The organism is Orrella sp. JC864, from assembly GCF_037026685.1.
In the GTDB taxonomy this organism is placed as follows: domain Bacteria; phylum Pseudomonadota; class Gammaproteobacteria; order Burkholderiales; family Burkholderiaceae_B; genus Orrella.
This window is the reverse complement of sequence record NZ_JBANET010000001.1, coordinates 169,305-181,327: the sequence shown is the minus strand read 5'-3', so window position 1 is coordinate 181,327 and position 12,023 is coordinate 169,305. Positions and strand designations below refer to the sequence as shown.

Sequence of the window (12,023 nt, the reverse complement as noted above, 5' to 3'; positions counted from 1 at the left end):
ACGGGATGGCGCGGGGCCGGGAAGGCGGGGGGCGGGGAAGGGTCTTAGCAGAGCGTGCGCAGCAAGGCCTTGGTGCCTTGCACCGCCGGGGCGCTGGACATCATGAAGCCGCCGAGCAGGGCGTCGATGCGCGGGTCCAGCTCGGCCAGGTTGCACACGTCGTGCACGAAACCGATGCGCCAGGCTTCGTTGGCCCCGAAGGTCTCGCCGGTAAGCAGCCAGCGCTGGGCGGCGCGAAGGCTCATGGCGCGCACCACGTAAGGGGCGGTCAGGGCCGGCATCAGGCCCAGCCGCGTCTCGGGCTGGCCGAAGGAGGCCGTGCGCGAGGCCACCGCGATGTCGCAGACGGCGGCCAGGCCCATGCCGGCGCCGATGCAGGCCCCGTGTATCCGGGCCACCACGGGCTTGGGACAGTCGTCGATGGTGCGCAGCAGCTCGCGCATGGCTTCTACGTCGGCCTGGTCCTCGGCCTCGGTATGGGACGAGGCCGAGCGTATCCAGGCCAGGTCCGCCCCCGCGCAAAAGGCGCTGCCACGCCCGCCCAGCACGATCGCACGCACCCGCTCGTCGTCCACCAGGCTGTTGAAGGCCTGGGTCAACTCGCCGATCATGACGCCGTTCAGGGCATTGCGCATGTCGGCCCGATTCATCCATATCGTTGCAGTGCGATGGCCAATCGCAAGTTCCAGCGTCGTGAACATGGCCTGTTCTCCCGGACGAGCTGCCTTTCCATAGGCCGCAGGAGGCGGTATAGCACGCCCCGGCAAGCCGCAGTGCCTGGGATTGGCCCGATATATCCCGCCAGTTGGGCCAATGCAACGCTCGCGTTACACTGGCGGATTAGCGTGTAGCGGGCTACACCGCCTTTTTCTGCCAGCATCGTGATTTCTACAGCCAATCTCACCATCCAGTTCGGTCCCAAGCCCTTGTTCGAGAACGTCTCGGTCAAGTTCGGAGAGGGCAACCGCTATGGCTTGATCGGAGCCAACGGCTCGGGCAAGTCCACCTTCATGAAGATCATCGGCGGCGACCTGGAGCCCACTTCGGGCAATGTTTCGCTCGAGCCGGGCGTGCGCCTGGGCAAGCTGCGCCAGGACCAGTTCGCCTACGAGGACGTACGCGTGCTGGACGTGGTGATGATGGGCCACACCGAGATGTGGCAGGCCATGTCCGAGCGCGATGCCATCTATGCCGATCCCGAGGCGTCCGAGGACGACTACATGCGGGCGGCCGAGCTCGAGGCCAAGTTCGCCGAGTACGACGGCTATACCGCCGAGGCGCGCGCCGGCGAACTGCTGCTGGGCCTGGAGATTCCCGTCGAGCAGCACCAGCTGCCCATGCGCGAGATCGCGCCGGGCTGGAAGCTGCGGGTGCTGCTGGCCCAGGCGCTGTTCTCCAATCCCGACGTGCTGCTGCTGGACGAGCCCACCAACAACCTGGACATCAACACCATCCGCTGGCTGGAAGGCGTGCTCAACGGCTACCAGAGCACCATGATCATCATCAGCCACGACCGCCACTTCCTGAACGAGGTGTGCACGCACATGGCCGACCTGGACTACCGCGAGCTGCGCGTGTATCCGGGCAACTACGACGACTACATGCTGGCCTCGGCCCAGGCGCGCGAGCGCATCGCCGCCTCCAACGCCAAGGCCAAGGAGCGCATCGCCGACCTGCAGGATTTCGTGCGGCGCTTCTCGGCCAACAAGTCCAAGGCCCGCCAGGCCACTTCGCGCTTAAAGCAGATCGACCGCATCAAGGCCGAGGCCGTCGAGGTCAAGCCATCCTCGCGCCAGAATCCCTACATCCGCTTCGAGCAGGGCAAGGTCATGCACCGGCAGGCGGTCACCATCGAGGGGCTTTCCAAGGCCTACGACCAGCCGGTCATCGGCAATTTCTCGGCCATGGTCGAGGCCGGCGAGAAGATCGCCATCATCGGCGCCAACGGCGTGGGCAAGACCACCTTGCTGCGCCTGCTGGCCGGCGACCTGGCGCCGGATTCGGGCACGGTCAAGTGGTCCGAGAACGCCGACCTGGGCTACATGGCGCAGGACGTCTCGGACCAGTTCGATTCCGACGAGAACCTGTTCGACTGGATGAGCCGTTTCCGCCAGCCGGGCGACGACGACCAGGCCATGCGCTCGGTGCTGGGCCGGCTGCTGTTCTCGGGCGACGACATCCCCAAGGCGGTGCGGGTGCTCTCGGGCGGCGAGAAGAATCGCATGAGCTTCGGGCGCCTGATGCTGGGCCGGCACAACGTGCTGCTGATGGACGAGCCCACCAACCACCTGGACATGGAATCGATCGAGTCGCTGCAGTTCGCCCTGGAGAAGTACGAAGGCACGCTGGTGTTCGTCTCGCACGACCGCGAATTCGTCTCGGGGCTGGCTACGCGCATCTTCGAAGTCACCCCCGGCGGCAAGGTCGAGGACTACCGCGGCGGCTACGAGGACTTCCTCGCCTCGCGTGAAGCCCAGTCCTGACCTGCTCGATACGCTGGCCGGCCCTTGCACCTTCGAGGAGACGGTGCGCAAGAGCCGCTTTCTGACCCACGCCGCGCCGGTCTGCGACCCGCAGGCGGCGCTGGCATTCATCGCCGCGCGCAGCGACCCCACCGCCACGCACAACTGCTGGGCCTACCGCATCGGGCAGGTCTACCGCAGCAGCGACGACGGCGAGCCGGCGGGCACCGCCGGACGCCCCATCCTGCAGGCCATAGACGGCCAGCAGCTCGATCATGTCTGCGTTCTGGTGGTGCGCTGGTTCGGCGGCATCAAGCTGGGCGCGGGCGGGCTGGCGCGCGCCTATGCCGGCGGCGCGGCCCAATGCCTGCGCGCAGGCGTGCGCCAGCCGCGCGTGCGGCTGGCCCGGGTGCGCCTGGGCTGTCCCTTTGCGGAACTGGCGCGGCTGCAGGCGCGGCTGGCGCAGTGGCAGGCCGTGATCGAGGAAGAGGCCTTCGATGCGGCCGGCGCCCGGCTGACGGTAAGCCTGCCGGCGCACCAGTGCCAGGCGCTGCATGACTACCTCATGGCCGCCAGCCGCGGCCAGGGGCGCTGGGAGCCGCTGCAGGAAACCTGAAGCGCCGGGCCGGCGCACGCGGGCCGGCGCACGCCCGGCCCGCGCGGCGGCCTACTCCGGAAAGAAGGCGTAGCGCACCACGAACAGCCCGGCCACCAGCCACATGGCAGGATGAACCTGGCGGGCGCGCCCCGTGGCGGCCTTGAGCACCACGTAGCTGATGAAGCCGAAAGCCAGGCCGTTGGCGATGGAATAGGTAAAGGGCATCGCCAGGGCCGTCAGCGCGGCCGGCGTGGCTTCGGTGACGTCGTTCCAGTCGATGTCGATGAGCTCGCGCATCATCAGGCCGGCCACGTACAGCAGCGCGGGCGCGGTGGCGTAGGCCGGCACGGAGGCGGCCAGCGGCGAGACGAACAGCGCGGCCAGGAACAGCAGGGCCACCACCAGCGCCGTCAGGCCGGTGCGCCCGCCCGCCTGCACGCCCGAGGCGCTTTCGACATAGGCGGTGGTGCTGCTGGTGCCCAGCATCGAGCCGGCCACGATGGCGCTGCTGTCGGCCAGCAGCGGTCGGCCCAGGCGCGCGGGCTGCTTGTCATCGACCAGGCCGGCGCGCTTGGCCACGCCGATCAGCGTGCCGGTGGCGTCGAACACCTCGACCAGCACGAACACCAGGATGACGTGCAGAAAGCCCGTCTGCAGCACGCCCATGATGTCCAGCTGCATGAAGGTGGGCGCCAGGCTGGGCGGCGCCGAGAACACGCCCTGGAACTGGGTCAGGCCCAGCAGCATGGACAGCGCGGTAATGGCCAGGATGCCGATCAGGATGGCGCCGCGCACCCGCATGGCGTCCAGCGCGGCGATCAGGAAAAAGCCCAGGATGGCCAGCAGCGGTCCCGGCTCGCGCAGGTCGCCCAGCGTGACCTTGGTGGCGGGGTGGTCGACCACGATGCCGGCGCTGCTCAGGGCGATGATGGCCAGGAACAGCCCGATGCCCGCGGCGATCGCGCTGCGCAGCGAGCGGGGAATGCCCGCGATCAGCCAGCTGCGCACCTTGGTCACGGTCAGGATCAGGAAGATGATGCCCGAGATGAACACCGCGCCCAGCGCCTGCTGCCAGGTGTAGCCCATGGCGCCCACCACCGTGAAGGCGAAGAAGGCATTCAGCCCCATGCCCGGCGCCATGCCGATGGGCCAGTTGGCCAGCAGGGCCATGATCAGCGAGCCGAGCGCGGCGGCCAGGCAGGTGGCCACGAAAACCGCGTTGCGGTCCATGCCCGTGCTGGACAGGATGTCCGGATTGACGAAGATGATGTAGGACATCGTCAGGAAGGTGGTGAACCCGGCGATGGCCTCGGTGCGCACCGAGGTGGCGTGTTCGCGCAGTTTGAAGAGTCGTTCGAGCATGTCGGTCGAAAAGAAGGGTTGCGTAGCGGAAAGCCGGGTGCGGGCGCGGGGCTGTAAACTCTCGCGCCATGATCATTCTAGGTTTTGAAAGCTCTTGTGACGAGACCGGCGTGGCTGCCGTGTGCACCGAGCGCGGGCTGCTGGCCCATGCGCTGCATACGCAGGCGGCCATGCACGAGGCTTTCGGCGGGGTGGTGCCCGAGCTGGCCTCGCGCGACCACATCCGCCGCGTGCTGCCCCTGTCGCGCCAGGTGCTGGCCCAGGCGGGCCTGTCGCTGCGGGACGTGGGGGCAGTGGCCTACACGGCCGGCCCTGGGCTGGCCGGCGCGCTGCTGGTCGGGGCAAGCTTTGCCTGTTCGCTGGCCTGGGCGCGCGGCATTCCGGCCATTCCCATCCATCACCTGGAGGGCCATCTGCTCTCGCCGCTGCTGGCCGAGCCGGCGCCGCAGTTTCCCTTCGTGGCGCTGCTGGTCTCGGGCGGGCATACGCAGCTGATGCGCGTGGACGGCGTGGGCCGCTACACCCTGCTTGGAGAGACGCTGGACGATGCGGCCGGCGAAGCCTTCGACAAGACCGCCAAGCTGCTGGGCCTGGGCTATCCGGGCGGGCCGGCGCTGGCCAGGCTGGCCGAATCCGGGCGTGCCGAGGCCATCGAGCTGCCGCGGCCCAAGCTGCACAGCGGCGACCTGGACTTCAGCTTCAGCGGCCTGAAGACGGCCGTGCTGACCCGGCTGCGGCAGGCCCAGGCAAACGGCGCGCACAGCGAGTCGCTGGCCGCCGACCTGGCCGCGGCCACGCAGCAGGCCATCGTCGAGGTGCTGGTGGCCAAGTCGGCCAAGGCCCTGCGCCAGACGCGGCTCAAGCGGCTGGTGGTGGCCGGCGGCGTGGGAGCCAACCGCCTGCTGCGCGAGCGGCTGGCCCAGGCCTTGCGGCCGCTGGGCGGGCAGGCGTTCTTTCCTCCGCTGGCGCTGTGCACCGACAACGGCGCCATGATCGCCTTCGCGGCCGCGCAGCGGGTGCGCGCCGGGCTGCAGGACCTGGGCCAGGCCGCCCAGGCCGGGCATGGCTTTACGGTGCGGCCCCGCTGGAGCCTGGACGACATCCAGGCCGGGCCGCGCTAGGGCGGGGCGGCGCACGGCTTATTTCTTGCCCTTGCCGCCGATGCGGCTTTCCGTGCCCGCCAGCAGGCGCGAGATGTTGGCGCGGTGGCGGTAGATCAGGAGCAGCGAGATCGCGCCGATGGCCACGCCGATGGGCCGCGAGGCATACCAGGCCACGCCCGAGCCGAACACGTAATAGACCGGCGCGAACAGGGCCGCCACCAGCGCGGCCAGCGAGGAGTAGCGCAGGAAGAAGGCCACCAGCAGCCAGGTGGCGGCGGTGGCCAGCGCCAGCCAGGGCTGCAGGGCCAGCAGCACGCCCAGGGCCGTGGCCACGCCTTTGCCGCCCTTGAAACGCAGGAAGACCGGATAGAGGTGGCCGAGAAACACGGCCACGGCGACCAGCGCGATCGTCGCGGACGAGAACCCCAGCTCGGGCGCCCAGCGCTGCGCCGCCCACACCGCCAGCCAGCCCTTGGCCGCGTCGCCCGCCAGGGTCAGGGCCGCGGCGGTCTTGTTGCCCGTGCGCAGCACATTGGTGGCGCCCGGGTTGCCCGAGCCGTAGCTGCGCGGGTCCTTAAGGCCCATCAGCCGGCTGACCACGACGGCAAAGGGCACCGAGCCCAGCAGGTAGGCGAGCGCCAGCGCGGCAAGAACCAGGGCCAGGGAAGGGGATCCGATCATGTATGCGACTCGCCTGTTTTTGATGTGGCGGCATTCTACCGTCCGCCGGCCCCCCGCGGGCAGGGACGGCGGCGCCCGCCCGCGCACAGCGGCCGCAGCGGGCGTGCGGGTACAATCGGCTGCGTTCGGTCACGTTTTTTTTCGGGTCGCTGCATGCACATCCTCGTTTCCAACGACGACGGCTATACCGCCACCGGCCTGGAGGCGCTGGTCGCCGCGCTCCAGGGGCTGGGCAAGCTCACGGTGGTCGCGCCCGAGACCAACCATAGCGGCGCCTCCAATTCCCTGACGCTGGCCCGCCCCCTGGCGGTGCGCCAGGCGGCCAACGGCTTCTACTACATCAACGGCACGCCCTCGGACTGCGTGCACGTCGCGCTCACCGGCCTGCTCGACGAGCGCCCCGACCTGGTGGTCTCGGGCATCAACAACGGCGCGAACATGGGCGATGACACGCTGTATTCCGGCACGGTGGCCGCGGCCACCGAAGGCTACCTGTTCGGCATACCGGCCATCGCCTTCTCGCTGGTGGACAAGGGCTGGGCGCATATCGAGGCGGCCGCGCAGGTGGCGCGCCGCGTGGTCGAGCGCCAGATCGCCGAGCCGCTGGCCGCTCCCGTGCTGCTGAACGTCAACATTCCCAACCTGCCCGAGGCGTCGCTGCGGCGCATCGAGGTCACCCGCCTGGGCAAGCGGCATCCTTCCGAACCCGTGGTCAAGACCACCACGCCTTATGGCGAGACGGTCTACTGGATCGGGCCGGCCGGCCACGCGCTGGATGCCGCCCCAGGCACCGATTTCCATGCCACGGCGCAAGGCAGCGTCTCGATCACGCCCCTGCGCCTGGACCTGACCCACAAAGAGCAGTTGCCGCAGGTGCGTGACTGGGCGGAGCCGCTGTGAGCAAGCGCCCCGGCGACACTTCCTCCTTCTGGCCGCGCGCCGGCCGCGCGGGCGGCGCCTCGCCTTTCGGCTCGAAGCCGGGCATCACCGCCAGCAACAGCAACACCCGCATCCTGACGCCGGGCATGCCGCAGCCCGGGCCGGCGCGCCCGCGGCCGCCGGCGGCCGTCCCGGCCTCGGTGTCGGTGCCGGGCATGCCCGGCAACCTGGGCCTGAATTCGGACCGCATGCGCGCGGCCATGGTGCAGCGCCTGCGCCAGCAGGGCATCGACGACGAGCGGGTGCTGGCCGCGATGATGGCCGTGCCGCGCCATCACTTCGTGGATGAAGCCCTTGCCAGCCGGGCCTACGAGGATGCCGCGCTGCCCATCGGCTTTGGCCAGACCATTTCGCAGCCCTGGGTGGTGGCCTACATGATCTGCGCCGTCTGCCGCGACCGCGCCCCGGCCAAGGTGCTGGAGGTCGGCGCGGGCTGCGGCTACCAGGCGGCCGTGCTGGCGCAGCTGGTGCGCGAAGTGCACGCGATCGAGCGCGTCAAGGGCCTGTACGAGTCGGCCCGGCAGCGGCTGCGGCAATTGCGCCTGCACCGCGTCAAGCTGTCTTTCGGCGACGGCATGGCCGGCGCGCCCAGCGCGGCTCCGTTCGATGCTATCGTGGTGGCCGCCGCGGGCATGCAGATCCCGCGCGCGCTGCTCGAGCAACTGGCGCCGGGCGGCCGGCTCATCGCCCCGGAAGGCGGTGCCCAGCAGCGGCTGGTGCTGATCGAACGCACCGGTCCGGCCAGCTGGGTGCGCACCGAACTGGAGGCCGTCCGCTTCGTGCCCTTGCGGGCAGGGATACAATCTTGAGCAAACAGGAGAATCGTATGCTCGACGGGCAGTTGGCACTGACCGATCCCCAAGGCCGCCAGCCTGTGCCGGGCGGCCGTGCCGCGCTGGCGGCGCTGGCCTTGGCGCTGGCGCTGGCCGGCTGCGCTTCGCAACAACGCGCGCCGGTGGTCGACCTATCCGAGCAGCCCACGGCATTGCCGCAAGGCACCGCGCCCGCACCGGGCAGCACCTACGTCGTCAAGCCGCGCGACACCCTCTACCAGGTCGCCCGCGCCCACAACCTCAATCCCAACGACCTGGCGCGCTGGAACAACATCACCGATCCCGATCACTTGCGCATCGGGCAGGTGCTGCAGCTCTCGGGCAGCGGCGCGGCGGCAGCCGCCTCGGCCGCCGCCGCGTCCAGCCAGCCCGCGCCCGGCGCGCAGGCGCCCGCTCCGGGCGGAGCGGGCGTCTCGCAGGATGGCAAGATCGAAACCCGGCCGCTCGAGCCGGTGCAGCCCGGCCAGATCGCCGGCGCCCCGGGCACGCCGCCCGCCGCCACGCCCCCGGCGGCCGCGCCAGCCCCGGCCCCCGCGCCGGCCAGCAGCCCGGCGCGCGCGGCCGACGCCTCGCTCATCAACTGGGGCTGGCCGGCCAACGGCCCCATCATCCAGGGCTTTACCCCCGCCACCAAGGGCATAGACATTTCCGGCAATCCGGGCGACCCCATCGTGGCCGCGGCCGACGGCAAGGTCATGTACAGCGGCAACGGCGTGCGCGGCCTGGGCAACCTGATCATCATCAACCACCAGAACGGCTTCATCACCGCCTACGCCCATAACCGCACGCTGCTCGTGCAGACCGGCCAGGACGTCAAGCGCGGCATGCGCATCGCCGAGATGGGCAGCACCGACGCCGCCTCGCCGCGCCTGCATTTCGAGCTGCGCCGCCAGGGTACGCCGGTCAATCCGCTGCAATACCTGCCGCCGCGATGACGCCGACCCTGGTCTTCGACCTGGAGACCCTGCCCGATGTGCAGGGTCTGCGCACCCTCAACGGCTGGGGGCCGGAAGTCCCCGACCTGGAAGTGGCCGAGCGCGCCTTCGCGGCGCGCCGCGAAAGCCACGGCAGCGACTTCATGCCCTTGCACCTGCAGCAGGTGGCGGTGATCGGCTGCGTCTTTCGCGACGACCAAGGCTTTCGCGTCAAGACGCTGGGCCAGCCGGGCGATCCCGAGGCCGCGCTGATCTCGGGCTTTTTCAAGACCATCGAGCGTTATACGCCGCGCCTGGTCAGCTGGAACGGCTCGGGCTTTGACCTGCCGGTGCTGCACTACCGCAGCCTCATCCACGGGGTGCCTGCGCCGCGCTACTGGGACACCGGCGACGAGGACCGCGATTTCCGCTACAACAACTACATATCGCGCTACCACACGCGGCATATCGACCTGATGGACCTGCTGGCCAAGTACAACGGCCGCGCCAATGCGCCGCTGGACGAGCTGGCCAAGCTGTGCGGCTTTCCCGGCAAGCTGGGCATGGACGGCAGCCAGGTCTGGCCGGCGTGGAACGCCGGGCGCGCCGACGAGGTCAGGGCTTATTGCGAAACCGACGTGGTCAACACCTGGCTGGTGTATTGCCGCTTCCGCTATCTGCGCGGCGAACTGGACCGCAGCGCCTACGACGCCGAGATCCAGCTGGTGCGCGACACGCTGGCGGCCAGCGACGCGCCGCACTGGCGCGAGTACCTGGCGGCCTGGCCCGCGTAACCGCCTGAAGCAAGCGGGCGCTTGCGCGAAACGCCCGCGTAACGGTCCCGGCCCGACACTGCGTCCACGTCCAAACCATAGGAGTGACGCCATGTCCCGCAGCTACTTCCGTCCCGTCATCGCCGGCGTTGCGCTGGCCGTTTCCTCGGCGCTGATGAGCACCGGGGCCCTGGCCCAGGCCCCGGCCGACGCCGCGCCCGCCAAGCCGTCGGCCGCGCAGGCCGAGCGTGGGGGCAAGCACGCCAAGCACGCCAAGCACGGCGACCCGCGCCAGCGCGCCATGTTCCAGGCCATGCGCGAAGGCCTGCTGGTGCCTGGCCTGGGTCCCGTGCCCAAGCAGGTCGTCGACACGCTGAACCTGAACGAAGCCCAGCAAAAGCAGCTGGCCCAGACCCGCGCCAGCCAGCGCGAGCTGGGCAAGTCCCTGCGCGAGGCCGGCAAGAGCCGGCACGAAACCCTGCAGGCCCAGCTCTCGGCCGGCAAGCTCGATCCGCGCGCCCTGGTCGCCGAAAACCAAGGCAAGCGCGAGCAGTTGGCCGATGAGCGCAAGGCCGTCCAGGACCGCTGGCTGGCCTTGTGGGACAGCCTGGACGCCACCCAGCAAGCCAAGGTGGCCGACTACGTCAAGCAGCGCCACGAACGCATGGCCCAGCGCGCCGAGGCCCGCAAGGCCAAGGCGGCGGGCTAGCAATAGGCCCGCCAGGCCCGTCTCGCGGCGGGCTATAGGCGGCGGCCCTGCCATGCAAGATCCCCGGAAGGTTGGATTTGCGTCCAACTTTCCGGGGGCAGCCCAGGGACGGCGCTTTCTTCTTGAAATGTTTTTCCCCATTTTGATGCAAGGCCGGGCCGGCTGCGGCCGGGCCTGCGCCTCGTGATGGTGCATCGCGGCGCGGCGCGCCGGTCCGGGCGCCGTTTGGCCTGGCCGAAAGGCGCTTGAAAGGCGCTGGCACGAAAAATGCTTTGGAAGACTTGAACCCGCATTACGAAATCGAACGCGGGCCATACCGGGGCACACCCCGCTTATCAAGCCTTCCAGGAAATCCATCATGAAGAAGACGCTGCTTGCCTCCACGCTTTCCGCTGCCTTGGCCACGTGTTTTGCTTCACCCAGCTTTGCCCAGGACGCCACGGACCTTGGCGCCGGCTTGACCCTGACCGGCAACGCCACCATCGTCAACGACTACCGCTTCCGCGGCTACACGCAGACCAACTTCCGGCCCGCGATCCAGCTGGGGTTCGACATCGCCCACGAATCGGGCTTTTACATCGGCAACTGGAACTCCAACGTCGCCGACAGCCTGTTTCCCGAAGGCAACCTGGAGATGGATTTCTACGGCGGCTGGGCCGGCGAGATCGGCGGCGGCCTGGGCCTGGACGTGGGCGTGCTGCGCTACTGGTACCCCGGGTCCAGCTCGCCCAAGGGCGGCAACTACAACAACACCGACCTGTACGTGGGGCTGAGCTACGACGCCTACAGCATCAAGTATTCGTACACGCCCAGCGATTTCTTCAGCACGCCCGACAGCAAGGGCACCTGGTACCTGCAGGGCGATGCCGAATGGGACCTGGGCAACGGCTGGGGGCTGACGGCGCACATCGGCTATCAAAAGCTCAAGAAGCAGGTCGACGTGAACGGCGACTCCATCGGCCACTACATCGACTACAGCGTGGGCGTGACCAAGGACCTCAAGGGCTGGGTAGTAGGCCTGGCGGCGGTAGGCGCCAGCGATGACAACTGGTATGCGACCAAGAGCGGCAAGGATGCCGGACGCTTGGGCGCGGTGTTTTCGGTCGCGCGCGCGTTCTGAACCCCTTCCGGCCGGGCCGCAGGCGTGCCGACGCAGGTGAAGGGGCGTCGGCATCCCTGCAGGCTTAGGCCCGGCCGGAAATGGACGCGCCAGCAGACCGGGCGGGTTGGCCGATTTCAGGGCGGCCGACCCGCTTTTTTTGGGGGGACAGCAAGCCGAAGGCGCAGCGTGGGGGCCTTTTTTGCCGCCGGGCCGCCCCAAGGCAAAAAGCGGCCCCCTCGGGGGGCAGCAAGCCGCAGGCGCAGCGTGGGGGCTTTTTTTGCCGCCGGGCCGCCCCAAGGCAAAAAGCGGCCCCCTCGGGGGGCAGCAAGCCGCAGGCGCAGCGTGGGGGCCTTTTTTGCCGCCGGGCCGCCCCAAGGCAAAAAGCGGCCCCTCGGGGGGCAGCAAGCCGCAGGCGCAGCGTGGGGGCCTTTTTTTGCCGCCGGGCCGCCCCAAGGCAAAAAGCGGCCCCCTCGGGGGGCAGCAAGCCGCAGGCGCAGCGTGGGGGCCTTTCTTCCTCTTCTTCTACAATGCCGGCTGCCTAAAAAAC

Annotated in this window: 12 protein-coding genes; 9 read left to right on the top strand and 3 right to left on the bottom strand. The window is 69.4% G+C overall.

Annotated elements, in window-relative coordinates; all coding sequences use genetic code 11:
• Positions 1-44: 44 nt before the first annotated feature.
• Positions 45-650 (bottom strand): enoyl-CoA hydratase-related protein, encoded by a 606-nt coding sequence (locus V8Z80_RS00755; RefSeq protein WP_336060698.1) that lies wholly within the window; start codon positions 648-650, stop codon positions 45-47.
• A 231-nt stretch (positions 651-881) separates the two neighbouring features.
• Between V8Z80_RS00755 and V8Z80_RS00750 the strand changes: the two genes are divergently transcribed.
• Both V8Z80_RS00750 and V8Z80_RS00745 read left to right on the top strand, forming a co-directional pair.
• Positions 882-2,483 (top strand): ABC-F family ATPase, encoded by a 1,602-nt coding sequence (locus V8Z80_RS00750; RefSeq protein WP_336060697.1) that lies wholly within the window; start codon positions 882-884, stop codon positions 2,481-2,483.
• Position 2,484: 1 nt separating this feature from the next.
• Positions 2,485-3,078, top strand: a complete 594-nt coding sequence (locus V8Z80_RS00745) for an IMPACT family protein (RefSeq protein ID WP_336060832.1) — start codon at positions 2,485-2,487, stop codon at positions 3,076-3,078.
• 51 nt (positions 3,079-3,129) lie between these two features.
• Here the strand turns inward: V8Z80_RS00745 and V8Z80_RS00740 are convergent, their stop codons facing one another.
• On the bottom strand, positions 3,130-4,422 hold the full coding sequence (locus tag V8Z80_RS00740; protein WP_336060696.1) for an NCS2 family permease: 1,293 nt from the start codon (positions 4,420-4,422) through the stop codon (positions 3,130-3,132).
• 68 nt (positions 4,423-4,490) lie between these two features.
• On the opposite strand from V8Z80_RS00740, the gene tsaD reads away from it, so the two are divergent.
• Entirely contained in the window at positions 4,491-5,543 is a 1,053-nt protein-coding gene (tsaD, locus tag V8Z80_RS00735; protein ID WP_336060695.1) for a tRNA (adenosine(37)-N6)-threonylcarbamoyltransferase complex transferase subunit TsaD, read from the top strand.
• An 18-nt stretch (positions 5,544-5,561) separates the two neighbouring features.
• Here the strand turns inward: tsaD and plsY are convergent, their stop codons facing one another.
• A complete protein-coding gene (gene plsY, locus V8Z80_RS00730) occupies positions 5,562-6,206 on the bottom strand; it encodes a glycerol-3-phosphate 1-O-acyltransferase PlsY (protein ID WP_155197287.1) in 645 nt (214 codons plus the stop codon).
• A 153-nt stretch (positions 6,207-6,359) separates the two neighbouring features.
• Between plsY and surE the strand changes: the two genes are divergently transcribed.
• The 6 genes from surE to V8Z80_RS00700 all read left to right on the top strand — a co-directional run bounded on the left by surE (position 6,360) and on the right by V8Z80_RS00700 (position 11,494).
• Positions 6,360-7,106, top strand: coding sequence for a 5'/3'-nucleotidase SurE (gene surE / locus V8Z80_RS00725; RefSeq protein ID WP_155197288.1), 747 nt, complete (start codon positions 6,360-6,362; stop codon positions 7,104-7,106).
• A 125-nt stretch (positions 7,107-7,231) separates the two neighbouring features.
• Complete coding sequence (locus V8Z80_RS00720; RefSeq protein ID WP_155197294.1) at positions 7,232-7,954, top strand: protein-L-isoaspartate(D-aspartate) O-methyltransferase; 723 nt, start codon at positions 7,232-7,234, stop codon at positions 7,952-7,954.
• 17 nt (positions 7,955-7,971) lie between these two features.
• Positions 7,972-8,913, top strand: a complete 942-nt coding sequence (locus tag V8Z80_RS00715) for a peptidoglycan DD-metalloendopeptidase family protein (protein WP_336060694.1) — start codon at positions 7,972-7,974, stop codon at positions 8,911-8,913.
• Complete coding sequence (locus V8Z80_RS00710; RefSeq protein WP_336060693.1) at positions 8,910-9,686, top strand: 3'-5' exonuclease; 777 nt, start codon at positions 8,910-8,912, stop codon at positions 9,684-9,686. Before V8Z80_RS00715 ends, V8Z80_RS00710 begins: the two co-directional genes overlap by 4 nt.
• A gap of 91 nt (positions 9,687-9,777) precedes the next feature.
• Positions 9,778-10,374, top strand: a complete 597-nt coding sequence (locus V8Z80_RS00705; RefSeq protein WP_336060692.1) for a hypothetical protein — start codon at positions 9,778-9,780, stop codon at positions 10,372-10,374.
• 358 nt (positions 10,375-10,732) lie between these two features.
• Positions 10,733-11,494: a TorF family putative porin gene (locus V8Z80_RS00700; RefSeq protein WP_336060691.1), complete on the top strand. Its 762-nt coding sequence runs from the start codon at positions 10,733-10,735 to the stop codon at positions 11,492-11,494.
• Positions 11,495-12,023 lie beyond the last annotated feature (529 nt).

Excerpts from the sequence above, each read along its gene's own strand:
- V8Z80_RS00740 (WP_336060696.1), bottom strand. The coding sequence starts at position 4,422 with ATGCTCGAACGACTCTTCAAACTGCGCGAACACGCCACCTCGGTGCGC.
- V8Z80_RS00755 (WP_336060698.1), bottom strand. The coding sequence starts at position 650 with ATGAATCGGGCCGACATGCGCAATGCCCTGAACGGCGTCATGATCGGC.
- V8Z80_RS00720 (WP_155197294.1), top strand. The coding sequence starts at position 7,232 with ATGCCGCAGCCCGGGCCGGCGCGCCCGCGGCCGCCGGCGGCCGTCCCG.
- tsaD (WP_336060695.1), top strand. The coding sequence starts at position 4,491 with ATGATCATTCTAGGTTTTGAAAGCTCTTGTGACGAGACCGGCGTGGCT.
- V8Z80_RS00710 (WP_336060693.1), top strand. The coding sequence starts at position 8,910 with ATGACGCCGACCCTGGTCTTCGACCTGGAGACCCTGCCCGATGTGCAG.
- V8Z80_RS00715 (WP_336060694.1), top strand. The coding sequence starts at position 7,972 with ATGCTCGACGGGCAGTTGGCACTGACCGATCCCCAAGGCCGCCAGCCT.
- V8Z80_RS00700 (WP_336060691.1), top strand. The coding sequence starts at position 10,733 with ATGAAGAAGACGCTGCTTGCCTCCACGCTTTCCGCTGCCTTGGCCACG.
- plsY (WP_155197287.1), bottom strand. The coding sequence starts at position 6,206 with ATGATCGGATCCCCTTCCCTGGCCCTGGTTCTTGCCGCGCTGGCGCTC.
- V8Z80_RS00705 (WP_336060692.1), top strand. The coding sequence starts at position 9,778 with ATGTCCCGCAGCTACTTCCGTCCCGTCATCGCCGGCGTTGCGCTGGCC.
- surE (WP_155197288.1), top strand. The coding sequence starts at position 6,360 with ATGCACATCCTCGTTTCCAACGACGACGGCTATACCGCCACCGGCCTG.